This window comes from Rothia sp. P5766, assembly GCF_048513555.1.
In the GTDB taxonomy this organism is placed as follows: domain Bacteria; phylum Actinomycetota; class Actinomycetes; order Actinomycetales; family Micrococcaceae; genus Rothia.
Genome location: NZ_JBLXXS010000004.1, coordinates 17,383 through 42,546 on the forward strand (window position 1 = coordinate 17,383; position 25,164 = coordinate 42,546).

Genomic DNA, 25,164 nt, shown 5'->3' on the forward strand with positions numbered 1-25,164 from the left:
GCTATGGCATCAGTTCTGGATCTCAAGCACGTCACCGTCACTCGAAACGGCAAAAACCTTATTGACAAAATCACCTGGCAGGTAGATGAGGGCGAGCGCTGGGTCGTCCTCGGCCCTAACGGCGCTGGCAAAACTACCTTGCTCTCCATTGCAGCAGCGCGTCTGCACCCCACGCATGGTGAGGTAGATATTTTGGACGAAATTCTTGGTGCGGTTGATGTCTTTGAACTGCGCCCACGGATTGGGCTTTCATCTGCTCCGGTAGCTGCTCAGATTCCCGGCAACGAAACAGCCCTAAACGTCGTTATTACTGCAGCTTACGGTGTATCAGGCCGTTGGAATGAAGAGTACGATTCCTTTGACGATAATCAGGGGCTTGCTCTGCTTGAGGACTGGGGAGTGGCTCACCTGGCTGACCGAACTTTCGGGTCACTTTCTGAGGGTGAGAAGAAGCGCGTTCTGATTGCTCGTGCGCTGATGACCGACCCCGAAATGCTGATTCTCGATGAACCCGGTGCGGGCATGGATATTGCTGGGCGGGAGGACCTCGTTAAGCGTCTGACCCATCTCGCTCAGAACCCTTATGCCCCCGCAACTATTCTGGTAACTCACCATCTTGAAGAAATCCCTGCGGGCTTCACGCACGCCCTCCTGCTCCGCGACGGCCAAGTTGTTGCCGCTGGGCCTATCGAGAGCACTCTGACGCAGGAGAACGTCTCAGCTACCTACGGAATGGATCTTGACCTCACAGTTCACCCCGGTGGTCGCTACTCAGCCTTTGCTCGCTAAAGCATGAAACCCAAGCAACTGAGCCCGGAGCAGCTTGCTGAGCGCGCCGAGCGAGTATGGGCTCTGCCTAACGCTCGCGCGCTGGCTGAGGCCCCTGAAGCTGAGACACGCTACTACACCTCGCTCACCGACGTGAAGCTGCGCTCCCAGAAAGAACCTGAGTGGGGTATCTATATTGCTGAATCGTCTAAGGTAATTCGCCGTGCCCTAGCCGCTGGGCACCGCCCTCTTTCGCTCATACTGAGTGAGAAGTGGGCTGCTGACCTCTATGATGTTCTCAGCGCCCACCCCGAGGTACCTGCTTATCTTGGAACAGAAGCTGAACTGGAAGCGGTGACTGGCTTCGCTCTACACCGGGGCGCTCTGGCAGCTATGGCACGCCCCAAACCGACCGCCTTGGCAGACCTGCTTGAGAACGTCCAGCGGGTCGCTGTTCTTGAAGACATCGTTGATCACACCAATGTGGGGGCTATTTTCCGCTCTGCCGCCGCCCTCAACGTCGACCTTGTGCTGGTAACGCCCCGCTGCGCTGATCCTCTTTACCGGCGGTCTATCAGGGTCTCTATGGGAACTGTATTCCAGGTTCCCTGGGCTCGACTTGAGTCCTGGCCCCATGCGCTAGAAACCTTACACAAGGCCGGGTTCGTGACAGCCGCGCTGGCTCTCAAAGAAGACTCCCTGACCCTTACCCAACTGGCGGAAAAACGGCCAGAGAAACTTGCCCTGATTCTGGGATCAGAAGGGCACGGCCTTGCCGCCTCAACGCTGGCTAAGACCCAGCACACCGTCATTATTCCCATGAGCCACGGCGTTGATTCACTCAATGTCGCCGCAGCTAGTGCGGTGGCTTTCTGGGAAACCCGGCCCCAGTCTCACCTGAACTCCTAAAGAGTGATGAACAACCGGCCCTCCTGGGGCTCTAGTTTGCCCAAAGAGTGGTAGAGTGGTGCCTCGGTTGTAAACCGCAACCACCGGTAGGCACCCGCCCCGGTAGCTACAAGATATGCACTGGCAAAATCCAGGGCACGAAGAAGGTATATATCATGCAGGCTGGCATCCACCCTGAATACAACTACGTTCTGTTCCGCGACCTCGCTTCTGGCGAGACCTTCCTGACCAAGTCCACCATGACTTCTCAGAAGACAGAAAAGTGGGAAGACGGCAACGAATACCCCCTCGTAGAAGTTGAAATCTCATCGGCTTCACACCCCTTCTACACCGGTAAGCAGCGCATCATGGACGCCGCTGGTCGTGTTGAGCGCTTCAACGCTCGCTTCGCAAACTTCGGCAAGAAGGCCTAAGCGCAGGCCACAGGCTTTCTCGCTTAACATCACACCCCGCAACGGCGATTTTTCACTCCTTGCGGGGTGTTTTTGTAGGTTCACTGCGTAGAATTAGGGTCGATTCGCTTTGCGCCAACCCCCAAAGGCGCTAACTGTGAAATAACTATAGGGAGGTACCGTGTCCAAGGCGGTTGAGGGTCAACCTCAGAAAAAACGTAAAAAAGCACTGTGGATTATTCTGCTGTGCCTTATTCTGGTTCCGGCCTTGGCTGCCGGTGGGTATTTACTCATGATTAACAAGGCTTGGAATAAAGCCGAAACTATTGAGAACGCTATGCCCAATGAAGATGGCTCGGTGAACACCGTGCACAACGACCAGCTTCAAGAGATGGTTGATAAAGCAACCAAAGCCCCAGAAGAAATTACTAATGAGTCAGGGGCTAGCCTGAAAGATAATATCTCTGAGGGCGACTCCGATGGCGATGGCATTCTCGATAAGGTGGAGGGCGGTGCTGTTACCAGCCGTCCCGCCAACACCAACTCCACCGACATCCTCCTACTGGGCTCCGATCAGAGAAGCGGAGCGGAAGCTCAGTACGTGACCGGTGCCCGTGCAGACAGCATCATGGTGCTCCACATCCCCGAAGACGGCTCAGCCGCCTACCTGATCTCAATCATGCGCGATACCTGGGTTAACATCCCCGGCTATGGTTCCCACAAGGTGAATGCTGGCCTGAACTACGGTGGCGTTGACCTACAGGTAGCAACCATCGAACAGCTCCTGGGCATGCAGATGGACCACGTAGCAGAGATTGATTTCGAGGGTTTCAAGGCGCTTGTCGACACTTTAGGTGGCGTCACCGTTGATGTTCCCCTGGCTTTTAAGGCTAGCGCTCCAGGCTACTCCTTCGCTGCTGGACCCCAGACCATGACTGGCGGACAAGCCCTTGTTTATGTCAGGGAACGTTACAACTTCAGCGACGGTGACTACCAGCGTGTTCGTAACCAGCGCGCCTTCCTGCGAGGTGTCTACAATCAGCTGCGTTCTGAGGGCGCTTTGAGCTCTGCTGCCAAGCTACTTCCGGTTATCGAGTCCGTTTCGCCCTACATGAAGGTTGACTCGGGGCTTTCACCCGCAGCTATTGTTGGAATTGCTCAGCCGGTTCTGTCCAACGGCAACACCCAGCTTGTCTCATTGACTCTTCCCAACGCTGGCACCGGCTGGTCATGGGACGGACAGTCAATTGTTGTGCTTGATGCGGCAGCTACCAGCGCTCTATCCCACGCACTACAGACCGATACTATGCCAAACTACATCGCTACCTACGGTGCAGACTAAACAGTAGGGCGCGGCAACTGATTAAAAAATATTGAGGGCCCCTTACTGGGGCCCTCAATATTTTTGTCTCAACAAAAAAGCTTAGTGTTCGAGCGGGTCCTCGGAGACTTCTTCTTCGTCGTAGCTATTGTCGCGACCGTAGAAGAGCGCAAGGAATGCGATAGAGGCCCCCAGAACAAGGCCCAGGATACCAAGCATGGGCTTGAAGAAAATCATGACCAGGCCGGCAGTCAGAATCAGGCCGCCCAGGATTCCCATGAGCACTGAAATCCTCTGGAGGCCCAATGGGGGTGCCGGGTAGTCGGATTCGTCCTGATCCTTCCAGATAACCGATTCGTGGTTGGCCGTGTCGGCAACTGAGGCTGAACGACCGGGAATCAGGGAGCGCTTTTTCTTGGGTGCACTTTCACGGTTGGATTCGCCCTCGGAGGGCACGAAAGCATCGGGTACATCGTACTCGTCAGCCTCGGGAAGAAGCTCGGGCAGGAAGTTGGGTAGCTCATTGAACCACTCCTGAGTAATCTCGGAGGGGCGCACAGCCTGAACGGTGAGCGAGAGTTCAAAAGCGTTACCGCGAATAGTTCCCCAGGCGCTGGTGAGCTTGTTGTGTTCATAGGCATGGCGGATAACGGGTGCTAGCTGCTCCGAAATCTGTGTTGAGAGCCGACCAACAACCTTACGGTCATGGAGCACATCAACTGAGTCAACGGTACGGCCGTCGGCAAGTTTGATCTGGTTGTTCTCAAGGGAGAGAATGACGCGGCCCTCGCCGGAGGGAGGGAGGATCTCATGGAGGTACTCGGAGTAGTCTTTTTCGTCGAGAACCTTCATGGAGGCTCCCTGGGGCAGGAGCGCTGCCTGGGTGGGCGCCTGGTTGAGGGGGAAGAGCGAGCCCGGTGCGCTCAGCGAAAGCAGACCGGCACTTTCGATATAGGTGTCGCCGGTGACTCCACGCAGAACAGCGGTGAGCTGAAGCCGCGCAGTGGCATCGTAGCCTGAGGCAACAACGCGGCAGATGGGGTTCCAGTAGGCTTCGGAGTCTTCTGGGCTCATGCGACCTACTTTGAGATCGTCGACGTAGACCGCGATAGCGTAAGGCTGGTAGGGGTTATCCGGCTCAGGGACCAGGCGAACATCGCCGTTCCAAACCTGCTCCCGGTCAATCAATAATTCTTCAAAAATATGAAGAATTTCGGCGTCGTAATAGTCATCGGTGATGATATGTACGGTGCCACGATCTCCCAGCGTATATTCCGTCACTGCCAGCTCCTATTTCCCTGCAAAACTTACTCTCTATAGCTTCTCACGAAAGCGCCGGTTTTGGTTCGCAATCTCGCCCACCAAAACCGGCTTTCTTTCGATATTCTCAGCCTTGAACGCGGCTGGAGTGAGGCAACTCTCGCAAGACTTTTTAGCTGCTCGCTGTGTTGAATTCCTGGGCCGCTAAAATGCGTTGGGCATCATCGAGTAGTTCTCGGATGAGGCGCACCAGTGCTGTTGGCGCGTCTTGGTTCTGAGATAGCCAGTCCTTGGTGGCGGTGATAACCGGGTGGTTATCTAACCTTCCCTCAGCAAGTTCCACCGCGGGGTAAAGCCCACGAATAATCCGGGTTGCCATTCCGCCAGAACGTTCACTCCAGGTCTGAGCCAGAAGCTCAAAATAAGGGGAACGGTATTCTGTGCGCAGGCTTTCTGGGCCCTGCTGGAAACCTGCGGCTGTAGCAGAGAGAAGGTCGTTAGAAAGATCGGGGTTGCCGGTGACAGCTTGCCAAGCCTTTGCCTTGGCTTCTGCAGTGGGCAACGCTGCCAGGGCAAAAGCGTAACCACGTTCGGCGGTGGCTGAGGGGCAGTAGCTACGGGCCTGGTCCAGCTCCTGCTCCGTCACCTGCTGGTTCACAGCAAGCGCGTTTAGTGCCTTCCAGCCCAGAGTCTGGTTGTAGCGCACACCGGGGGCCTGGGGGATATGTCCATCTACCGGGCCGTAGGCACCCCGGGCAACATCGCGTGCAAAGTCGGAGCCCAGCCTCGTGTGGCTTGTAAGACTGAGAGCGGTACGAACCATGATGAGCTGTTCATCGCTCCCGGGGGTCGCTGTTTCAAGGGCTGAGAGCAGGGCCCGGAAGAGGGCGTCCCATAGTAGGCTCCGCTGATCCTGCGGTGTGTAAAGGGAGATAGCTGATTGAGCCTGAGCCACAATATTGGAGAGGAGCGTTGCAGACTTTTCCTGGGGGAGAGCCTGGCAGACAGCGGTGACGAAGCGGTTGGCCTCGAGCTTGCTGTCTCTGGTCATGTTCCAGAAGCTGCCCCAGAGCAGGCCACGGCTAAGTGGGTCCTCAAGGGTAGAAACGTGTCTAAGAGCAGTGGACAGTCCGGTCTGCTCGGTCAGAGCGACCTTGGCGTAGGTGAGGTCTTCCGCGTTGAGAAGCAGCACGGCGGCATCGGCTACCTGGGCAAGCTCGTCGGCTGAAAGTTTTACCTGTGCTTCTTCTGTTCCTGCGGGCATCTCAAGGGGGATGCTGGCAGTCTGGGTAAGCCGCCCATGGGCGAGAGCCAGTGTTGCAAGCTGGAGCCTGTGGGGGCGACCGATAGATGCGGGCACCTGGGGCGGTAGAGCCTGCTGAACTGTAAGCGTAGCTGGGTTGCCCTGTTCATCGCGTACCAGACGGCAGGAAAGCTCGGATAGCCCGCTGGTCAGCAGCCAGGCATCGGCCCAGGATCGTACATCGCGGTCGGAGACCTCATCGAGTGCCGCCAGGAAGTCGTCCAGGGTGGTGTTACCCCACGCATGACGCTTGAAGTAGAGACGGGCGGCGGCAATAAACTCATCAAAGCCGACGTAGGCTACGAGCTGTTTGAGAGCCGATGCGCCCTTGGCGTAGGTGATACCGTCAAAGTTTTGGCGGGCCGCTTCGAGGTGGGGTATCTCTGCCACGATGGGGTGGGTGGTTGGTAGCTGGTCCTGCCGGTAGGCCCAGGCCTTGCGTGAATTGGCGAAGGTGACCCATGATTCTTTGTAGCCGTTGGCTTCTGCCGCGCCCAGGTGGCCCATAAAGTCAGCGAATGATTCTTTGAGCCAGAGGTCCTTCCACCACTTCATGGTGACCAGGTCACCAAACCACATGTGGCTCATCTCGTGGCAGATGACGTTGGCCCTGCTCTCTAGCTGGGACTGGTCGGCACCGGAGACAAAAATGTAGTTTTCGGTAAAGGTCACCAGCCCGGGGTTTTCCATGGCACCCAGGTTGTATTCGGGCACAAAGGCCTGCTCGTACTTGGGGTAGGGGTAGGGGTAATCGAAGAGCTCTTGGAAGAAGTTAAGGCCCTGCTTGGTGACCGCGAAGATGTTGTCGTGGTCAAAGTGTTCTGCCAGGGACTGGCGGCAGTAGGCGACCAGAGGGATCTTGCCAGAGTTGACCGAGGACTTGGGGGAGTAGGTATCACGGGCGACAAAATACTCGCCGGCAAGGATTGCGGTGATGTAGGTGGAAATCCTGGCAGTCGGCTTGAACACTCGTTTGCTGATGGTTGAGTCTGAGGGGTCTTCTAGTTCCCTATCTAGTTCTGCGTTGGAGGAGACAACCCAGGTTTTGGGTGCTGTTACACGGAAGTTGAAGACTGCTTTGAGGTCGGGCTGTTCAAAGCAGGGGAAGACTCTGCGACAGTCTGCCGGTTCGTACTGGGTGTAGAGATAGGTGCGGTTATCGGCCGGGTCGGTGTAGCGGTGGAGGCCTTCACCCGAGCGGCTGTAGTAGGAGCGGCCCTTGATGGTGAGGGTGTTCTCTTTTTCAAGGTTGGGTAGTGTAATGCGGGAACCTTGGACTACGTCGTCCAGGGGGAGGGTTTTACCGTTGAGCTTGACGGAATCTACCGCCTGGTGAATGTAGTCGATGAAGGTTGATTGGCCGGCAGCAGCGGTGAAACGGACGGTGGTAGCAACCGGGAAGGTCTCAAAACCTGCCGCTGCGTGGGTCAGGTCGATGTGGATGTCGTAGGTATCAACAGTGATCAGGTCGGCGCGGGTGGCGGCTTCTTGCTGGCTTAAGTTTTCGTTCTTCACATCACCTATGGTAGGTCGCGGGCTACCGGAGGTCTAATACCTAGGGCAGGCTGTCCTTAGAGTGAAGCGGTAGCCGTGCGGGGTCACTGTTTTTGGGGAGCCGATTTGCAGTTCGCCGACCAAACGGTGTATCTTGTTTTTTGTTGCTTTTCTGGCCCCAGCAGGCCAGGAAGTCACCTTGCGCGGGTGGCGGAATAGGCAGACGCGCTAGCTTGAGGTGCTAGTCCTCGTATTAGAGGGTGGGGGTTCAAGTCCCCCCTCGCGCACAAAGAGTCTTTGTTCTAAGACTATGAGCCCGGGTTCGAGAGTTTTCTCTTGAGCCCGGGTTTTTTGTGCGGCTGTGAAGAGGAGATGCTCTGGGGGTGGGTATGGTGTGTTCTGTGGTGCCTGGGTTGGGCACGGCCGTTGGTGGTGTTGTTGGCGGTTGGGCCGGTGAGGAAGCCGCTAAGAAAGTTGGATTTGATGATGGAATGGCCAATTTATTCGGGAATATCTATAACGGACTAAAAGGGTGAACATATCAGATGAATCTTTTTGACGTAACTCCTGCCTATCTCTTGTGGATAGTTTTAACCGTTATCGGCCTTGGAGGGTGGGCTTTACTGGGAGCAGGTAAAAACCGCTCCTACGCCCTCACACAAGACCCTTTCTGGATGGACCTCTACCTTTTTATTTTAGGGGGTTCTGGGCTCTTTTTTCTTGGGACATTAATTTCCTCCCTCATGATAGAGCACTGGGGGAATAAAAATGTGATTGCTTTGGCAATTGGTTTGCTAGGAATCGGCTCTATGGCGTGGTTAACCCTTACCTGGGCGGGAACTTTCTTTTCTCCGGCTCCTTTCATCGGCTACCGTCCCCGCTGGTGGCGAGAAACCCAGCACACTCTTTATGCCTGGTACCGGCAGAAAGATAAGCATCATATTCATGCTGCTCGTAGCTACCGTATCCCGACCAAGACGGCCCCTGCTGAGGAGCCCATTACTAACCTGCGTACTACGAATCAGCCTTATGTTACAGAGATTGCTGCTTTTACGAATACGCATACTAGTTTCAGGTTGTATCAGCAGCAGATTCCTTCGAATCCGACTCATCGTTTTGTGTTGCGGGGGACGATAAGGGGTCCTTTTACCTTTACTGGTGAGGTTCCTGCCCAGTATTTGGGTCAGGAGGATTTGGTTTATCGTAAGTCGATGTATTTTCCGCAGGAGCCGAATTTGGAGCAGACGCGTTCGCGTGTGGTGGAGCTTTTTGTGGATTATCATCGTCTGACTGCGGTGCAGGTGCCGGGGGAGGATTATGTGCGTAGGCATTCGTGGGTGGCGTCTTTTGCGAATGTGTGTTCTGGTGATGTGCGGTTGCGGGTGTTGGATTCTGGTGCTTTGGAGGTGGTGATTGGTGAGCCGGTGGGTGGTGAGTGTTTTGTGTTTGTTTCTGAGGTGGGGTGGTGGACTCGGGTGAAGGTGCGTTCTGGTGGTTTGGTGAGGGCTTTGGATCGGAGGAGGTTGTTGCCTTTGTCGTCGTTGCAGGTGGTTCGTAGGAGTTTTGTGGGTGAGGGGTCTGTGGTGGAGGGTTCTGTGGTGTCGGTGCGGGGGCAGGGGGAGTATTTTTCGTCGGTGGGGACTAGATGAGGTTTCTGATGTCGAGTAGGAGCAAAAAATAGGATGAATCTATATATAGAACCCACTAGCGGGGTGAGCATGAATCTGCCCGGGAACTGGGAGGTCGATTTTGCCCCGCATGAATATGCGGTAATGATTGCGCACGCCACCGAAGAACACCTCAAGGGCCTGAACATTGTGGTGACGGTGGAAAGCCCACCGGATCAGCTACAAGAACTAGAAACGTACGTTTCATGTCAAATCGAGGCTCTTGAGCAAGCCTATGCGCCGCACACTGTAGTATTTTTGGGGCAACGCACTTACGCAACTGAGTCTGAAACAGTGGTGTTGGCCGTACACACTATGAGTGGTAAAGATTCTGTGGTTGCTAGTTTTCAGTTATACACCATCAACCAAGGGGTAGCCACCGTGATCACGGTGACAGCGCCTCTTGCTTTACTTGACACTGGGCTTGCCCTGAGCCACCACCTGATCGAATCTTTTTCGCCTGCAGCGCGTCTTTACCAATACTCGTTCTATGAGAAATAAGAACTATGTTGTTAGCTAATACTGATTTTGAACAGACATTGAAACTTCCTGCTCAGACAATAAGCTATTTGAGGCAGAGCGGTTCTGGTAGAGAGCCTCAAGCTCCTCTGGCGGCAAGCGTCATGGGGTCTTTAAAGGACGCTGGGATTATGGCTCCCGAGGGTGGACTAACTGTAGCTGGGCAGCGCCTTGTCGGTATTGTCAGTGATCCTGTCCAACAGCTGGTAGTTAGACAGGTTCATGCTCTTGAAGAGAATGCGATTCATGTGTTCTTTGGCAGAGCAGAATGTGTCGTGTGGGCGCGAATTATTAATGCTCAGGGTGTTGCTAGTGGTGAGTGTATTCTCTCGCGTACTACTGCTGAGAATGCCTTGCAACATGTGTTGGCGTGGGTGGACATGCCGGTGGTTGCTGTGCCTGATGATGCTCTTGTGAGTGCTGATGCAGAAGATTTGGCTGCTCCGGTGTTTTCTATTGACTCCCGAGGGTGGAGAGTTAGCAGTAGTGCCCTGCCTGGGGACGTGAATATTTTCTATCGCCACGGTGCATTATGGCGGCTCAAGGGGGTCGCTGAGGCTGAGGGGGCGCGGAATAGATTGGTGTTGCAAGCTGAGGATTCTTTGTCATTGAATATGTTGATTCACTATGTGTGGGGTTTGTGTGTACAGGGCCTTGGGGCAGTTTAGGTGCACGAATACATTTCTAGGGTGTGGCACGTCACCCGCTTTTCGGGGCTGAAAACTTGCAGACCTTGATTCTTCTGCGTATAGTTATTACTCGTTGCCAGCTCAGCCCAAAGGCTCAGCAAAGACACCTTGCGCGGGTGGCGGAATAGGCAGACGCGCTAGCTTGAGGTGCTAGTCCTCGTATTAGAGGGTGGGGGTTCAAGTCCCCCCTCGCGCACAGAGCAATCCCCGGTTCTTTGAGAGCCGGGGATTTTTCTATGCCCACCCAACCACCCAGACCAAGGCCGAACCCGGCACCAACCCCCAACCGTAGAGGGCCGATAGACTGGGAACATGACAGCCACCAGCCCCACCCCGTCATCCCATCTACCCAAGCTCGAACACACCTACGTCCAGGCCTTCCCATCCCTGGCCCACCCCGCGCAGCCAGAGATACCCGCAGGGTCAAAAGTAGCCTGGGTCAACCACAGCCTGGCCCGCGAACTCGGACTAGACAGCGAGCGCCTCGCCAGCGCCCAAGGACTCACCCGGCTCACCGGCGGGGCAAGCAAAAGCCCCTACGCCCTTGCCTACTCCGGCTACCAGTTCGGCCAGCTCTCACCCGTCTTAGGGGACGGCCGGGCCCACCTGACCGGGGAACTAACCCCCAGCCCAAAAGCTGGTGATACTCCTGGGGCCAGAGCTCACCGCCTAGACCTGCACCTCAAGGGCAGCGGCAGGACGCCCTTTTCGCGCCCCGGCTCAGACGGCAAGGCACCGCTGTCAGCAATCTGGCGCGAAGCGGTCATCGGGGAATTCCTGCACGCAATGAACGTGCCGACCAGCAGGGTCCTGGCCATTATCGAAACCGGGCAACGCATCAGACGGCGTTCGCCCCAACCTGAGCCTGCCGGCATCGGGGTGCGTGTGGCTAACAGCCACATACGGGTGGGGACCTTCCAGTACGCCCAGTACCGGGCAGATACGGACACCCGCCGGGAGCTAGTCAGCTACGCCCTACACCGCCACTACCCGGAGGTAGAACTCCCAGCAACCAGCGGTCAAGAGGCCCTGGCCCTCCTGCGCGCGGTAGCACAGAGACAGGCCGAGCTGGTGGCTCAATGGCAGGCACTGGGCTTCGTGCACGGGGTACTGAACACCGATAACGTGACTATCTCCGGTCAGGCCATAGACTTCGGGCCCTGCGCCCTCATTGACACCTTTAGACGCGGTGCCGTGTACAGCTCAATTGACCAGAACGGGCGCTACGCCTACGACCAGCAACCCGCTGTCACCCTGTGGAACCTTGCGCGCTTTGCTGAAACCCTGCTTGACCTCATCGACGGTGAGAACCCCAACCGGGCTATTCACCTGGCAACAGAGGTCCTGGCCGAGTTTGAAGAGACTATCCGCGACCGGCAGGTTAGTTTGTTTGCGCAGAAAATCGGCTGTGACCTTTCATCAACACCCGTAGAACACCGGGCACAGGTGGCTGCCTTTATTGACCGGACGCTGAACTTACTCGAAGAACAGTCCCTCGATTTCACCGGCTTTTTCAGTTCTCTCACCGGAGGCAGCTGCCTGCTCAAAGGGCAGGAACAGGCCGACTGGCTGGCAGAACAACAGCACCTGCAAGAGCTGACGCAGACCACCCCTGAGCGCGCAGAGCAGTTGATGAAGCGGGCAAATCCCCTCTACATTCCTCGCAACCTTGCCCTGGAGACTGCCCTGCGTCAGGTGGAGCGAGGAAACCTAGAGCCGGTACTGGGCCTCATTGACATCATCAGCAGGCCTTTCACCCCTCAAGAGGGGGCCAAATTTTTACAGACAGCACCCGCCCAGTCACGTTTCTTTGTCAGCTTCTGCGGGACCTAGAACCCCTACACCGGGTAGTGAGGGTAAGAGAAAGGGCCGATGACCCTACACAGGTCATCAGCCCCTTGCTGGGACTAGCGGTTGCGGCGGGAATATACCCACACCACAAGCGCGCTAGACAGATTCTTTACTCTGCTCAGTTTCTTGGGCAGTGGCTAACTGCTTATCAGCCTGCTTCACGCGCGCGCTTTCCTGTAGACCGGAGCTAGTGCGTAGCGGGGGCACCCTAAAGAAGAGAGCAAGAATAAAAGCCAATACCGTAACGAAGAAGCCCACCCAGTAGACCGAGACCGCTGAGGCGGTGAAACCCTCCATGAAGGGGCGGGTCAGGCGGGCATCTGCGCCGTTCAGATACGAGGTATCGGAGGTTGACACTTCAGCGCCCTGAGTTTCCCCGGAGTTTTCTTCGATTTTCTGAGCTATCTGCGGCACTAGCTGATCTACCCAGTAGGTGCGCTGGGCCTGGTCGGACCAGTTAACGGTTAGAGTTCCCTTATCGGCGGTGGCATGGAGTTGGCTGGCAACCTGTTCCAGTGCGGCAGTCTCTGCCTGCGGGCTAGCCTGCTCAATCTGGGCATCGATGACTGTCTGAGCCTGGTCTGCCGCAAGAAGGCCAGCCTCTACCTGCTTCTGAACAGCCTGGGTGACCTGCTCCTTGACCTGAGTATCTGCGGTTGATTTGGCGCTCTCGGCTGCCTGCTGGAGTTGCGTGGCGATACCCGCTTGCGCAGGAGTAAGAATCTTGTTCCAGATCTGATCCATGACGCCCTGATTTTCAAGTGCCTGAGCAACTGCCGGTGTCAGCGCGGCATCGAGCCCTGCGCGCAGGTCATCGTCGTTACCCATAGCTTTAACAATGTTGGCGGACATCGCAGAGAAGAGAACAGAGAGCAGAACGGCGGTGCCCATTGTGCCACCAATCTGGCGGAAGAAGGTGGACCCTGATGAGGCAACCCCCATGTAGGTCGGTGCCACAGCGTTCTGGGCGGCGAGGGTGAGTGACTGCATGAGCTGGCCCAAGCCAAGACCCATGATGAACATACCGATCATCAGGAACCAGAGGGGGCGGTCAACCGTCATAAAGGTCAGATAGAAGTAGGCAAGGGTCATGAGCGCTGTACCCAGAATCGGGAAGATGCGGTATTTCCCGGTACGGGCAACCATACGGCCAGAAACAATGGAGGCTATCATGATGCCACCCATCATAGGCAGGGTTGCAAAACCGGACTCAGTGGGAGTGAGGCCCACAACAATCTGTAGGTAGAGGGGGATGGTCATCATGGCACCGAACATGCCAAAGCCTACGAGGAAGCCCAGAATCGCAGACATCGAGAAAGCACCGGACTTAAAGAGCGCTAGCGGGATAATGGCATCCTGGCCCATCTTAGCTTCAATGCTAAGGAAGGCTACTAGACCCACAGCAGAAATAAGGTAGCAGGTAATTGCAGAGGCTGAGGTCCAGCCCCACTCACGGCCCTGCTCAGCCACCAGGAGCAGGGGCAGTAGGGCAACAATGACGCTGGTTGCGCCCCACCAGTCAACGCGGGGAGCTTTGCTCTTATCAGCGATAGCGGGCAGATGCAGGAACTTCCAGACCATGGCTAGAGCAACAAGGCCGACAGGTACGTTGATGAGGAAGACCCAGCGCCAGCCAGTAACCCAGAAAATTTCGGGGGCACCGGCGAACATCCCACCGATGAGGGGCCCGAGTACCGATGAGATACCGAAGACCGCCAAAAAGTAGCCCTGATACTTTGCCCGTTCGCGGGGAGCTAGCATGTCGCCCATAATCGCCATGGGTAGGGACATCAGCGCGCCCGCACCAATACCCTGGAAGGCACGGAAGAGGGCAAGCATCATCATGCTGGTCGAGAAGCTAGAGAGTAAGGAGCCCAGAATGAAGACCAGGATGCCCAAGAGGTAGAGGGGGCGGCGGCCGAAGACATCGGAGAGCTTGCCGTAGATAGGGGTGGTGATGGTGGAGGTAATCATGTAGGCGGTGGTTACCCAGGCCTGCTGTTCTAGCCCGTGTAGGTCATCGCCGATGGTGCGGATCGCTGTTGAGACGATGGTCTGATCGAGTGATGAGAGGAACATGCCCGCCATGAGCCCGAGAATAACCAGCATGATTTGCCGGTGGGTCATGATAGGTTTTTCACCCGTGCTGGGCGACACTTTCTTATCTGGTGATGTCACTGTTGGTCTTTCGGTGCATGGGATATTTGCTCAGATTTATTCTAGTTTGCAGTTCTGCAAAAACTTCTAAAAGTTCATGTTCTTTCCCACACATTCCCTAGCTCACTAGAGCATGTGAGCTTCAACAAAAGGTCAGGATGCACATATTTGTTTTTGTTGGTTTTTTAGGGGGCTGGGCCGGGTAAACCCCACACAAACTACAGGTAAAACCACACTAAAACACATCGAATCGTGGCATAATTGAACTGCCACCAGAAAACATCCACCACGGATTCTGTGAAAGGAACCTAATACCATGGCCCTGGAAAAGAAGCACACCAAGCTCGGCGTTATCGGCGCAGGCGGCGTTGGCTCAGCAACCGCATACGCAGCAACCCTCCGCGGCGCAGCCGATGAAATCGTGATCTACGATATTGCCGCCGACCGTGCTGTTGCTGAAGGCCTGGATATTGCTCACGGCACCATGTTCGCCCACGAAGCTGAGGTTGCAGGTAGCGGCGATATTGAAATCCTGCGCGATGCTGACCTGATTATCGTCACCGCAGGCGCTCGCCAGAAGCCCGGCCAGCCTCGCCTGGAACTGGCAGAAGCAAACGTCAACATCTTCAAGGCAATGCTGCCCCAGGTTATGGCAGTAGCACCCAACGCAATCCTCATGATCGTCACCAACCCCTGTGACGTTCTGGCCGTTGTCGCCCAGAAGATTACCGGCCTGCCCAGCGAGCGTTGCTTCGCATCGGGTACCGTTCTTGACTCTTCCCGCCTGCGCTGGCTCATTGCCCAGAAGGCTGGCGTTTCCATCCGCTCCGTCCACGCAAACATCGTGGGCGAGCACGGCGACTCCGAGTTCCCCGTATGGTCAGCTGCCAACATTGGTATGGTTCCTCTCAACGAATGGACCAACGAAGCCGGCGAAAAGGTCTTTACCGACCAGGTTAAGGCTGAACTTGCTGAAGAGGCTATGCGCGCAGCCTACAAGGTCATTGAAGGCAAAGGTTCCACCAACTATGCTATCGGCATCTCAGCAACCCGTATCGCAGAGGCTATCCTGCAGGGCCAGGACGCCGTTCTGAACGTTGCTACCCAGATCCGTGGCCGCTACGGCATCGAAGGCGAAGCTGCCCTCTCGCTGCCTTCAGTCGTTTCTCGCGATGGTGTCAAGCGTGTACTCGATGTCCCTATGACCGATGAGGAGATTGAGCGTCTGCGCGCTTCAGCCAACGCAATCAACGCATCATTGGCTACTCTAGGTTTCTAATCAAGGCCGAGTCATCGCCACTCTCGCAAGGGAAGAGGCCTAAGGAGCGCCGATAGGGGCCCGGTAGACAGAACCGGGCCCCAACCTATACCCCCTAAGACGGGGTGGACTTCTGGGGGAAGCGGAAAGGTGGTTTAGCCAAAATTTTCCTGACGGGTATTTCCCACTTTGGGAGAAAGGCTGTAACGTCTACTGTATGAGTACAAATCCTCGTGCCGAACTGGCTTATCTGATATCCGCTCTTGAAGAGCACCTCAACGCAATCGTTAACAGCCGAGGTGAACACGATGCGGCTGTAGACAACGCCTACGTTGCCATTGCCAATGCCTTTGAGCGTTACGAAGAGGCTCTTTTTGACGCTTATGAAGAGGTCACTCCTCTGGAAGTTTTCCTGGATGAAGACGATGACACCGATGAATTCGATTACGAATTTGAGGCTGACGACGCAGAAGATTCTGATCAGGCCGAGTAACCTTAGGGGCTAGAGAAGATTTTGTAGCCTGTTATTCCAAGCACAGCACCGCGAGCGGTGCTGTGCTTTTGTTTTGACTCGCGTAAAGTTCTAGCTGTGGAATGGATACAAGCAGTCATCCTGGGTCTAGTCCAGGGTCTAACAGAGTTTTTGCCAATTTCGTCTTCGGGGCACATTCGCATCATTGGGCAGTTCCTGCCCAACGGTGAGGACCCTGGAGCCGCTTTTACGGCTATTACCCAGCTGGGTACCGAAACAGCAGTTCTGGTGTTCTTTTGGAAGGACATTGTTCGGATCATCAAAAATTGGTTTGGTTCTCTGATCGGTCGAGTTGATAAGAAGGACCCCGATGCTCGTATGGGCTGGTTCATTATTATTGGCTCGCTGCCGATCAGCATCCTTGGCCTGCTTCTTGAAGATGCCATCGATTCAACCTTCCGTAGTCTTTGGATTACAGCAACCATGCTGATTGTCTTTGCCCTTTTCCTGGCAATTGCTGACCGAATTGGTAAGGAACAGCGCGATCTGACCGACCTGAATATCAAGCACGGCGTGATTTACGGCTTCGCGCAGGCACTGGCCTTAGTCCCCGGCGTATCCCGCTCAGGTGGCACTATCATGGCAGGTTTGCTGATGGGTTATACCCGCGAAGCCGCCGCTCGTTACTCATTCTTATTGGCGGTTCCCGCAGTATTCGCATCGGGCTTGTACAAGCTCGCCGGTAGCCTCTCTGAGGGCTTCAACGGCTACTACGGTCTAGGCTCAACCGTCGTGGCGACTCTGGTTGCTTTTGTAGTGGGTTACCTGATCATCGGCTGGTTCCTCAAGTACGTTTCGCATAAGAGCTACAGCATCTTTATCTGGTACCGCATTGCGCTGGGCATAGTACTTTACATCCTTCTGGGGACAGGCATCCTCGTCGCCTAAACTTAGTTGGACTGCACAGCCCGCCCGGAAATATAAACCGGGCGGGTATTGTTTTATCTAGAGAGTTTTAGACTCGGGCACCTGGCCAAATAGGCTGGGGCTGAGCCAAGAAAGTCCACCAAACGTGAGGTATTCATGCGAGCTTGGGAACAACCCCCTATCCCGTCCCTGCCGGGGCAGGCACCCCTTCCTACCATTTTTGATACGGCTCTGGGGGCGCGCGCAACCCTGGAGCGCCAAGAGCAGGCCGGACTTTATGTCTGCGGTATCACACCCTACGATGCTACGCACATGGGGCATGCGGCTACCTATGTAGCTTTTGACTTGCTGAATCGGGCCTGGCGCGATGCCGGGGTGCCGGTAAAGTTTGCGCAGAATGTTACCGATGTAGATGACCCTCTCTTAGAGCGTGCCGCGGCAACGGGTGTTGACTGGCAGGAACTCGCTGAGGAACAGATCGAGTTGTTCCGCACCGATATGGTTGCCCTGAATGTTATCGCGCCCGATAACTATGTGAGCGTAGTGGACTCTATTCCTGCTGTTGCTCAGGCGGTGCTAGAGCTATTAGAAAGCGGCCTGGCCTATCGCCTGCCCGGTTTTACCGATGAGCAGGGTAACCAGCAGCCTGAGGGCGATATCTACTTTGACCTTGATGCGGCCCAGAAGCTGGGTGAGGGGAGTAAGCATGGCTGGAAACTGGGCCAGATAGCCCACTACACTCCCGAAGAGATGCTAACTATTTTTAGTCAGCGTGGTGGCGACCCGCTCCGCCCCGGTAAGCGCAAGGCCTTAGATCCGCTTCTGTGGCGGGTAGCGCGAGCTGGTGAACCGTCCTGGCCTGCTGAGGGACTGGGCGCTGGCCGCCCAGGTTGGCACATTGAATGTAGCGTTATTTCGGGTAGCCATCTGGGGGCGCCCTTCTCGGTGCAGGGCGGTGGGTCTGACCTCATCTTCCCGCATCATGATTTGGGTGCCAGCCATTCGTACGCCCTGACCGGCCAGCCTATGGCCCGGCACTACATGCACACTGGAATGGTGGGCCTAGACGGCGAAAAAATGAGTAAGTCCCTGGGTAATCTTGTTTTGGTATCTAAGCTGCGCCAGGCTGGGGTTGAGCCGGCTGCAATCCGTCTTGCCATCATGGATAACCACTACCGTACCGACTGGTTCTGGCACGATGACCTGCTAGATAAGGCTAAGGGACGTTTGGAGCTCTACCGTTCAGCTCTTGCGAGCGCCGAAGGAGAGGCTGATGAAGCGGCCTTAGCTCTCTTAGCGTCTGTTCGTGATGCGCTTGCCGATGATCTGAATGCTCCAGCCGCTTTGGTTGCGATTGACCAGTGGGCACTGTCAGTTGTGGAACACGGTGGTAGGGGTGGCCAGCTGGTAGCCGATCTTTTGTCTGCTCGGTTGGGTGTGCTCCTGGGAGCCTAAGGCCAGTATTCCCTGCACCCCTTAGACAGGTGGCGGTTCTGCTACTGAGCGGGAGCCGCCACCGGTCTCTTTTACCAGAAGTCCCCTGGAGCGGGCCCCTAGCCATGAGTAACTAGGAGGGAGAGCCGCCCTCACTATCCTGCTCTTTGAGGTACTGCTCAAATTCAGCGGCGATATCGACCTTGCTGATATCCCCGATGCTGTCTGCTCTTTCGTAAGTTGATTCCAGTTGCTGGACATAGGCTAGGAGCTCAGGTTCGTCTTCAAGTAGCTCTTTGGCACCCCGTTCCCAGGCCATAATTTCATCTGCTAGTTTTTCAAGCGGCATGGGCAGGCCCGTGATGGCTTCGATGACGCTGAGCAGGGAAAAGGTTGCCTTGGGGTGGGGCGGATGCGCCAGATAGTGGGGCAGAGATGCCCAGAGCGAGAGCGCCGGAATGTCGCGTGCACCAGCGGCATGCGCCAGAACCCCTATGATGCCGGTAGGCCCGGTATAGGTGCTGGGGGCAACGCCCGGGTGCACCAGCATGGTGGGGCTAAAACTTGTGATGCCTACAGGTGCTGGTTGGGTGTGCGGAACCTCATCGAGCAGGGCACCGCAGAAGATGACCAGATCAACTTTTTCCCGGTCTATGAGTTCCAGTAGGTACTGGCAGTAGTTCTTCCAGGAGAGGGAGGGTTCTTGACCGGTGATGATTAGAATCCGTGTGCCCTTGGTGCTCCACGCTTCGACAAAACGCGTTTGGGGCCAGCTAATCCCCGTGGCTTGGCCCTGAGCTTCGGGTACCAGGTGGGGTCTGCTCTCTGTGTAGGAGTAGAAAGACTCGCTTTCAAAACCAGCAAAAGGCTTGGCCTGGTAGTGTTTTGCCACCAGCTGGACTGCCTGACTGGCGGCTTCACCGGCATCGTTCCAGCCCTCAAAGGCCACCAGCAGGAGGGTAGGTGGCACCTGGCCTTGTTTGCCGGCTTTCTGGGCGTAGTGGGTCAAGAGATGGTGAGGTAGCGGCTGAGTAAACACTCCCCGTATTCTACCCGATATGTGCCGGGCGCTGGTTGGGTAATACACTAGCTTGAGGATAACCCTGTCTTGATGTGACCCTAGGAAGCAGGAGCGAAAGCATGAGGAAAACACCCGGGCTCATGATTGGCCGCTTCGCCGGTGCGCCCATATACCTGCAAAGGTCATGGTTTCCACTGATGGGGCTCGTTATTGCCGGCTACGGTATGCGGCTTGCCTCTTGGCAGAGCTTGAGCACCTTTCAGGGGTATTTGGCAGCGGCCGTTGTCGCTATCACTCTTGCACTGGGTGTCTTCTTACATGAACTTGCACACGCGACGGTCGGCAGAGCACGCAAGGCCCGAGTCTCTTCTATCACGCTCAATATGTGGGGCGGGCAGACCCTCCTGCACACTATGTCTGCTTCAACCGCTCTGTGGGTGGCCTTAGCTGGGCCGCTAATGAATTTTGTGGTCGCTTTAGCCTGCCAGATCATCTGGGCACTTACTGGCACCGCTGAGTTTTACGGCTTCCACCTGGCTGTGCAGGTCAACCTAGCCATAGGGCTTTTCAACCTCTTACCTACCTTTCCTTTAGACGGCGGGTATGCGGTTGAAGCTTTGATCTTCCTGGTGCTGCGGAGCCGCTCAAAGGCTCACGCCTTGGTCACCTACACCGGCTTTCTGCTCCTAGCACTGTTGATTGGTTTTCTCCTGATGACCGGTTTTTGGCAGAGCCCCATCACCTTAATCGTTGGGGCGCTCCTTATCGTATATATCGGGGCCGGGCTCCTACCAGCTGTTCAGAAACTTGGAATGAACTCCGATACAGGCCACCCTCTGCACGTTCAGCAACTCATAGGACCTGCTAGCTGTGAATTTGACAGTGAACTTATCGGTCTTGCCGCACAAGGCTGGGACGGCCGGAGCGACATCGTTCTTATCAGCCAGGGCCAAGGAAAACCCGAATTTCGCGCAGTGGTACCAGCAAGTACCCTAAGAGCCTCCTACCAGAGCCTGGCCTACCAGCCCCTAGCCGCTATTGCCCAGCCCCTGCAAAGACGGCATCTCACCCTAAGCTCAGGGCCCACCGATATCATAGACGAGTACCAGGGCTTTGCCAGCTACACAGAACCGCCCGCCGAGAACGCCCTCGACAGAATCTGGCTAGTGACAGGCACCGCTGGCCCCGCCGGAACCGTAACCGCCCAGGACATAGCCGGAGCGCTCAGCAGCATCACACCGCCCTCACCCTGAGACGGCAGGTGTGCTCACCGGTGCTTTATCTGAGACAATGGAAAAAACACTTTAACGAAAGAGATTTCTGACCTTATGAGCACCCCCACCGGTAGCATTAACCGTCGCGGTCCCTTCCGACCTGGCGAGCGCGTACAACTCACCGACGAACGCGGACGCATGACCACCATTACCCTCACCGAAGGGGGCCAGTACCACTCCCACCGTGGCTTCTTCCAACACAGTGAACTGATTGGCCACCCTGAGGGTACCGTGATTGAGAACTCCGAAGGCTTTAAGTTCCAGGCCCTGCGCCCCCTCTACAAGGACTTTGTTCTCTCCATGCCGCGCGGGGCAGCTGTTGTATACCCCAAGGATGCAGGGCAAATCGTTGCAATGGCCGATATCTTCCCCGGCGCTCGCGTCATTGAAGCGGGTGTGGGTTCTGGGGCACTCTCAATTGCCCTCTTGCGTGCTGTGGGCGATCAGGGGCACCTGCGTTCCTTTGAGCGGCGTGAAGAGTTCGCTGATATCGCTCGCGGTAACATCGAGACCTTCTTTGGCGGTGCCCACCCTGCCTGGACCCTAACCCTGGGCGACCTGGCTGAGGCCCTGGGCGATGTCGAAGAACCCGGCAGCGTTGACCGGGCTGTTTTGGATATGCTGGCACCCTGGGAATGCCTGGACGCTGTTGCCCAGGCACTGGCACCCGGCGGCGTTATTATCTGCTATGTAGCAACCGTTACCCAGCTCTCCCGCGTGGCAGAAGCCCTGCGCGCTGATGGCCGGTTCACCGAACCCGAGTCACACGAGACCATGGTGCGCGGCTGGCATGTTGAGGGCCTAGCTGTACGCCCCGATCACCGCATGGTAGCTCACACCGGCTTCCTGATTACCGCCCGCCGTCTGGCAGACGGTGCAGAGCGTCTGGCACCCAAGCGCCGCGCCTCTAAGACCGACTTTTCCGAAGAGGATATGAATGCCTGGACCCCGGCTGCCCTGGGTGAGCGCAAGGTATCGGACCGTAAGCTCCGCCGGGCGGGCCGTGACGCCTTGAGTCTGGCCGAAAAGGCAACATCAGCTAGCCAGCACGCTCAAGAAACAGAGTAGAAAAGCCGTGAATCTCCCCGGTGCCCGCGGGCATCTACTGAGGGCACCAGGGGACGGGCAACAGAAGAGATGATCAGTGATGAGTGAACAGATGAATGTTTCGGCAACCGACTACGAACGTATTTTGAGGCAACTCAATATAGCCAACGATAACCGCCGGAACCTTGACCGCCAGCTCCGTGCTGCTGGTGAGAGAAACCAAAAGCTGGTCACCGCACTCACTAAAACTAAAAACGAGATTGAGCACTTGCGCTTAGCGCTTTCTCAGGAGGTAGCGCCGCCGCTGAACTCGGCTATTGTTCTAGCAGTACACGGTGCCAGCACGACCTACCAGGACTTGGCTAAGGGTAAGACCCCCGCTGAGATAGAAGAGCACCTGGACGTATTCTTAGGTGGGCGTCTGGTGCGCATTACCTGTTCTCCGCTTCTTCCCCTCTCTACACTTAAACCCGGCATGACGGTCTTGCTCAATGAGCACAGTCAAGCTGTCCTCTGCCTGGGCTTTGAAGGCTACGGGGAGCTGGTCGTGGTTCGAGAGCTCCTCGATGACACTCATGCGGTCATTGATATGCCCAACCAGTCAAAGGCTGTCGCCCGAATCTCGGGCGCACTGAACCCCGCTGACCTGAGGCTGGGCGATACCGTCACCTACGATTCGCGGATCCAGATGATTACCTCCCTGGTTCCGCATACCGATGCCCAAGAATTAGTCCTTGAAGAAGTCCCCGATATCACCTATGACCAGATCGGTGGCCTCAGTTCACAGATTGACCTCATTCGTGATGCCGTTGAGCTGCCCTTCCTACACCCCGAAATCTATCGCCAGTACGAGCTGACCCCGCCCAAGGGAATCCTGCTCTACGGCCCTCCGGGTAACGGCAAGACGCTCATAGCCAAGGCCGTAGCCAACTCACTGGCAGCCCGCGCAGCAGAGAAAGCAGACGACGGCATCCGCAAGACCGGTTACTTCCTCAACATCAAGGGCCCAGAGCTTCTCGATAAGTATGTGGGGGAGACCGAGCGCCAGATTCGCGAGATCTTCACCGCCGCCCGCGACAAGGCCCGCGCCGGTCACCCTGTAGTCGTTTTCTTTGACGAGATGGAATCCCTTTTCCGCACTCGCGGCTCCGGACGATCCTCGGATGTAGAAACCACGATCGTTCCCCAGCTGCTTTCCGAAATTGATGGCGTTGAGCGCCTAGATAACGTCATTGTCATCGGCGCAACCAACCGTGAAGACATGATCGACCCGGCTGTGCTACGACCTGGCCGTCTGGACGTCAAAATCCGCGTCAACCGCCCCAACCGGGCAGGAGCCGCCGAAATCTTTGGCCTCTACCTCACCGGTCAACTCCCCATTAGTCAGAGCGAAATCGACCGGGCCGGCTCAAAAGAAGCCGCCGTTAGCACCATGATTGAAACCGTGGTTAGCCAGCTCTTCTCCACCGATCCGGCCAACCGCTACATCCTCATCGACCTAGAGAACGGGGTCAGCCGCTGGCTTTTCCGCGGCGACTTCCTCTCCGGTGCCGTTATCCGCAACATCGTAGACCAGGCCAAAAAACTGGCCATTAAGTCCTACCTTTCCACCGGCGCAGACGGCATCACCACAGAGCACCTGCTTGAAGCGGTCCGCGCAGAGTTCGAAGACCAGGTCGAAGTACCCCAGGCCGCAGAAATTGAAGACGTCCTCTCCACCCTGAACATCCGTTTACGCGTCCTCCGAGTAGCACCAGCACGCTCGGTCGAAGCTGAATAAGAGGAGGATACCGTGACCGTTCGCCGCATCATGGGAGCCGAAACCGAATACGGGGTCCATGCCCCAGCTAAGCCCCATGCTAACCCCACCGTTCTCTCGGCCTTTGTCGTCAACACCTATGACACCCTCTTTAAAGAGAAGCTCACGGCCGAGCTCAACAGCACCTGGGAATACAGCTCAGAAACCCCGCTCACCGATGCCCGAGGCTTCACCGTTACGCGCGAAAAGGCCCACCCCAGCCAACTCACCGACACAGCTCAAATCCTGACCAGCGAAGACATCGCCGCCGAAGCACTCAGCGAAGCGGGTCACTTTGCCGAACGCATCGACTGGGACGCGGTCACCATGAACTCCATACTGCCCAACGGCGCTCGCCTCTACGTAGATCATGCCCACCCCGAGTACTCATCTCCCGAAGTCACCAACCCGCGCCATGCGGTTCTGTGGGATGCCGCCGGGGACCATATAGCAGCCCAGAGCGTAGCAACCATTGAGCGTATGGTTCAGGGGGAGCAGAGCGCCATGCCTGCTGTTAACCTCTATAAGAACAACACTGACGGCAAGGGGCAGTCCTACGGGTCTCACGAGAACTACCTGCTCCCGCGCTCAGTAGATTTTGAGTACCTGACAGCGGCCCTACTGCCCTTCTTCGCCACTCGCCAGATTATGGTGGGTGCTGGACGCGTAGGGCTGGGAATAGCAGCGGAGAGAGCCGGCTTCCAAATCTCACAGCGCGCCGATTTCTTTGAACGCACCGTTGGCTTAGAAACCACAGTTCGCAGGCCTCTGGTTAATACTCGGGACGAACCGCACGCGGAGAGCAGTAAATACCGCAGGCTCCACGTGATCACCGGCGATGCTAACCTCTCACACTACTCAAACCTGCTGAAGTTTGGCACCATGTCCTTGGTACTCAACCTGGTAGAGGCTCAGCAGATCCCAGCCATTAAGCTGGCTGACCCGGTGCAAGCCATGCACGCTGTCAGCCATGATCTTAGCCTCAAACAGCCCCTAGCACTGGCTAGCGGCGGCGAAATGACCGCCCTGGAGATTCAAGATGCCTACCTCCAAGCCGCCCGAAACCTCGAAGCCAACCCCGATCCCGAAACCCAAGAGATTCTGGATCTTTGGGCAGACACACTCCAGGCACTAGAACATGATCTGCTCTCCCTGGCAGACCGACTGGACTGGGTTGCCAAATACGCCCTCATGAGCTCCTACATTGCCAAGGGACATACCTGGGCCGACCCCAAACTGGCAGCCATCGATCTGCAATACTCCGATGTCAGAACCACCAAAGGCCTCTACCACAAGCTGGTAGCCCTGGGGCGCATGAAGACCCTCTTCACCCCACAAGAGATTGCCCGCGCCGCCCACGAACCGCCTCGTGACACTCGCGCCTACCTTCGCGGCAAATTCATCACCACCTGGCCCGATGAAGTCCTAGGAGCTAACTGGGATACCCTCTCAGCCCGCAACCCGCTCTCAATTGACCTGCACCGTCTGCACATGGACGACCCCACCGGCTTCACCGCAGAAACAGTAGAACCCCACCTCGGTCTTGCCCACGCTGACCAACTCTTCGCTCTATTGAACAAGACCGAAAACTAACCAACCCCAG

At 56.4% G+C, this 25,164-nt stretch carries 20 protein-coding genes and 2 tRNA genes; 18 read left to right on the forward strand and 4 right to left on the reverse strand.

The window, feature by feature from the left end; all coding sequences use genetic code 11:
• The first annotated feature begins 3 nt into the window (after positions 1-3).
• The 4 genes from ACN08V_RS02870 to ACN08V_RS02885 all read left to right on the forward strand — a co-directional run bounded on the left by ACN08V_RS02870 (position 4) and on the right by ACN08V_RS02885 (position 3,411).
• Entirely contained in the window at positions 4-789 is a 786-nt protein-coding gene (locus ACN08V_RS02870) for an ABC transporter ATP-binding protein (protein WP_419104478.1), read from the forward strand.
• A 3-nt stretch (positions 790-792) separates the two neighbouring features.
• Positions 793-1,677, forward strand: a complete 885-nt coding sequence (locus ACN08V_RS02875) for a TrmH family RNA methyltransferase (protein ID WP_419104479.1) — start codon at positions 793-795, stop codon at positions 1,675-1,677.
• A gap of 155 nt (positions 1,678-1,832) precedes the next feature.
• Entirely contained in the window at positions 1,833-2,090 is a 258-nt protein-coding gene (locus tag ACN08V_RS02880) for a type B 50S ribosomal protein L31 (RefSeq protein ID WP_083091002.1), read from the forward strand.
• A 160-nt stretch (positions 2,091-2,250) separates the two neighbouring features.
• Positions 2,251-3,411, forward strand: a complete 1,161-nt coding sequence (locus ACN08V_RS02885; RefSeq protein WP_419104480.1) for an LCP family protein — start codon at positions 2,251-2,253, stop codon at positions 3,409-3,411.
• An 81-nt stretch (positions 3,412-3,492) separates the two neighbouring features.
• On the opposite strand, the gene ACN08V_RS02890 is transcribed toward ACN08V_RS02885, so the two are convergent.
• Both ACN08V_RS02890 and pepN read right to left on the reverse strand, forming a co-directional pair.
• Entirely contained in the window at positions 3,493-4,671 is a 1,179-nt protein-coding gene (locus ACN08V_RS02890; protein WP_419104481.1) for a hypothetical protein, read from the reverse strand.
• A 151-nt stretch (positions 4,672-4,822) separates the two neighbouring features.
• Complete coding sequence (gene pepN, locus ACN08V_RS02895; RefSeq protein ID WP_419104482.1) at positions 4,823-7,468, reverse strand: aminopeptidase N; 2,646 nt, start codon at positions 7,466-7,468, stop codon at positions 4,823-4,825.
• Between the two features lie 180 nt (positions 7,469-7,648).
• Here pepN and ACN08V_RS02900 point away from each other — a divergent pair.
• The 6 genes from ACN08V_RS02900 to ACN08V_RS02925 all read left to right on the forward strand — a co-directional run bounded on the left by ACN08V_RS02900 (position 7,649) and on the right by ACN08V_RS02925 (position 12,155).
• Positions 7,649-7,734, forward strand: a tRNA-Leu gene (locus ACN08V_RS02900).
• Between the two features lie 258 nt (positions 7,735-7,992).
• Positions 7,993-9,096: a hypothetical protein gene (locus ACN08V_RS02905; RefSeq protein WP_419104483.1), complete on the forward strand. Its 1,104-nt coding sequence runs from the start codon at positions 7,993-7,995 to the stop codon at positions 9,094-9,096.
• A gap of 69 nt (positions 9,097-9,165) precedes the next feature.
• Positions 9,166-9,615 (forward strand): hypothetical protein, encoded by a 450-nt coding sequence (locus tag ACN08V_RS02910; protein WP_419099727.1) that lies wholly within the window; start codon positions 9,166-9,168, stop codon positions 9,613-9,615.
• Positions 9,616-9,737: 122 nt separating this feature from the next.
• Entirely contained in the window at positions 9,738-10,301 is a 564-nt protein-coding gene (locus ACN08V_RS02915) for a hypothetical protein (RefSeq protein WP_419104484.1), read from the forward strand.
• A 131-nt stretch (positions 10,302-10,432) separates the two neighbouring features.
• Positions 10,433-10,518: transfer RNA gene (locus tag ACN08V_RS02920), tRNA-Leu, on the forward strand.
• A gap of 116 nt (positions 10,519-10,634) precedes the next feature.
• A complete protein-coding gene (locus tag ACN08V_RS02925; RefSeq protein WP_419104485.1) occupies positions 10,635-12,155 on the forward strand; it encodes a protein adenylyltransferase SelO family protein in 1,521 nt (506 codons plus the stop codon).
• A 114-nt stretch (positions 12,156-12,269) separates the two neighbouring features.
• Here ACN08V_RS02925 and ACN08V_RS02930 read toward each other — a convergent pair whose 3' ends face one another.
• On the reverse strand, positions 12,270-14,300 hold the full coding sequence (locus ACN08V_RS02930; RefSeq protein WP_419104554.1) for a DHA2 family efflux MFS transporter permease subunit: 2,031 nt from the start codon (positions 14,298-14,300) through the stop codon (positions 12,270-12,272).
• 346 nt (positions 14,301-14,646) lie between these two features.
• On the opposite strand from ACN08V_RS02930, the gene ACN08V_RS02935 reads away from it, so the two are divergent.
• From ACN08V_RS02935 to mshC, 4 genes are all read left to right on the forward strand, one after another.
• Positions 14,647-15,609, forward strand: a complete 963-nt coding sequence (locus ACN08V_RS02935; RefSeq protein WP_419099724.1) for an L-lactate dehydrogenase — start codon at positions 14,647-14,649, stop codon at positions 15,607-15,609.
• Positions 15,610-15,805: 196 nt separating this feature from the next.
• A complete protein-coding gene (locus ACN08V_RS02940) occupies positions 15,806-16,081 on the forward strand; it encodes a hypothetical protein (protein WP_419104486.1) in 276 nt (91 codons plus the stop codon).
• Between the two features lie 96 nt (positions 16,082-16,177).
• Positions 16,178-17,008, forward strand: coding sequence for an undecaprenyl-diphosphate phosphatase (locus tag ACN08V_RS02945; RefSeq protein ID WP_419104487.1), 831 nt, complete (start codon positions 16,178-16,180; stop codon positions 17,006-17,008).
• 135 nt (positions 17,009-17,143) lie between these two features.
• On the forward strand, positions 17,144-18,442 hold the full coding sequence (gene mshC, locus ACN08V_RS02950; RefSeq protein ID WP_419099721.1) for a cysteine--1-D-myo-inosityl 2-amino-2-deoxy-alpha-D-glucopyranoside ligase: 1,299 nt from the start codon (positions 17,144-17,146) through the stop codon (positions 18,440-18,442).
• A 112-nt stretch (positions 18,443-18,554) separates the two neighbouring features.
• Here mshC and ACN08V_RS02955 read toward each other — a convergent pair whose 3' ends face one another.
• Positions 18,555-19,460: a PAC2 family protein gene (locus ACN08V_RS02955; RefSeq protein WP_419104488.1), complete on the reverse strand. Its 906-nt coding sequence runs from the start codon at positions 19,458-19,460 to the stop codon at positions 18,555-18,557.
• A 101-nt stretch (positions 19,461-19,561) separates the two neighbouring features.
• Between ACN08V_RS02955 and ACN08V_RS02960 the strand changes: the two genes are divergently transcribed.
• From ACN08V_RS02960 to dop, 4 genes are all read left to right on the forward strand, one after another.
• Positions 19,562-20,695 (forward strand): site-2 protease family protein, encoded by a 1,134-nt coding sequence (locus tag ACN08V_RS02960; RefSeq protein WP_419104489.1) that lies wholly within the window; start codon positions 19,562-19,564, stop codon positions 20,693-20,695.
• Between the two features lie 75 nt (positions 20,696-20,770).
• On the forward strand, positions 20,771-21,784 hold the full coding sequence (locus tag ACN08V_RS02965) for a tRNA (adenine-N1)-methyltransferase (protein WP_419099718.1): 1,014 nt from the start codon (positions 20,771-20,773) through the stop codon (positions 21,782-21,784).
• A gap of 79 nt (positions 21,785-21,863) precedes the next feature.
• Positions 21,864-23,543, forward strand: a complete 1,680-nt coding sequence (gene arc, locus ACN08V_RS02970) for a proteasome ATPase (protein WP_419104490.1) — start codon at positions 21,864-21,866, stop codon at positions 23,541-23,543.
• 30 nt (positions 23,544-23,573) lie between these two features.
• Positions 23,574-25,154: a depupylase/deamidase Dop gene (gene dop / locus ACN08V_RS02975; RefSeq protein ID WP_419104555.1), complete on the forward strand. Its 1,581-nt coding sequence runs from the start codon at positions 23,574-23,576 to the stop codon at positions 25,152-25,154.
• Positions 25,155-25,164 lie beyond the last annotated feature (10 nt).

Excerpts from the sequence above, each read along its gene's own strand:
- ACN08V_RS02960 (WP_419104489.1), top strand. The coding sequence starts at position 19,562 with ATGAGGAAAACACCCGGGCTCATGATTGGCCGCTTCGCCGGTGCGCCC.
- ACN08V_RS02930 (WP_419104554.1), bottom strand. The coding sequence starts at position 14,300 with ATGACCCACCGGCAAATCATGCTGGTTATTCTCGGGCTCATGGCGGGC.
- ACN08V_RS02935 (WP_419099724.1), top strand. The coding sequence starts at position 14,647 with ATGGCCCTGGAAAAGAAGCACACCAAGCTCGGCGTTATCGGCGCAGGC.
- ACN08V_RS02915 (WP_419104484.1), top strand. The coding sequence starts at position 9,738 with ATGGGGTCTTTAAAGGACGCTGGGATTATGGCTCCCGAGGGTGGACTA.
- mshC (WP_419099721.1), top strand. The coding sequence starts at position 17,144 with ATGCGAGCTTGGGAACAACCCCCTATCCCGTCCCTGCCGGGGCAGGCA.
- dop (WP_419104555.1), top strand. The coding sequence starts at position 23,574 with ATGGGAGCCGAAACCGAATACGGGGTCCATGCCCCAGCTAAGCCCCAT.
- ACN08V_RS02940 (WP_419104486.1), top strand. The coding sequence starts at position 15,806 with ATGAGTACAAATCCTCGTGCCGAACTGGCTTATCTGATATCCGCTCTT.
- ACN08V_RS02875 (WP_419104479.1), top strand. The coding sequence starts at position 793 with ATGAAACCCAAGCAACTGAGCCCGGAGCAGCTTGCTGAGCGCGCCGAG.
- ACN08V_RS02905 (WP_419104483.1), top strand. The coding sequence starts at position 7,993 with ATGAATCTTTTTGACGTAACTCCTGCCTATCTCTTGTGGATAGTTTTA.
- ACN08V_RS02910 (WP_419099727.1), top strand. The coding sequence starts at position 9,166 with ATGAATCTGCCCGGGAACTGGGAGGTCGATTTTGCCCCGCATGAATAT.
- ACN08V_RS02925 (WP_419104485.1), top strand. The coding sequence starts at position 10,635 with ATGACAGCCACCAGCCCCACCCCGTCATCCCATCTACCCAAGCTCGAA.
- ACN08V_RS02880 (WP_083091002.1), top strand. The coding sequence starts at position 1,833 with ATGCAGGCTGGCATCCACCCTGAATACAACTACGTTCTGTTCCGCGAC.
- ACN08V_RS02870 (WP_419104478.1), top strand. The coding sequence starts at position 4 with ATGGCATCAGTTCTGGATCTCAAGCACGTCACCGTCACTCGAAACGGC.
- ACN08V_RS02965 (WP_419099718.1), top strand. The coding sequence starts at position 20,771 with ATGAGCACCCCCACCGGTAGCATTAACCGTCGCGGTCCCTTCCGACCT.
- arc (WP_419104490.1), top strand. The coding sequence starts at position 21,864 with ATGAGTGAACAGATGAATGTTTCGGCAACCGACTACGAACGTATTTTG.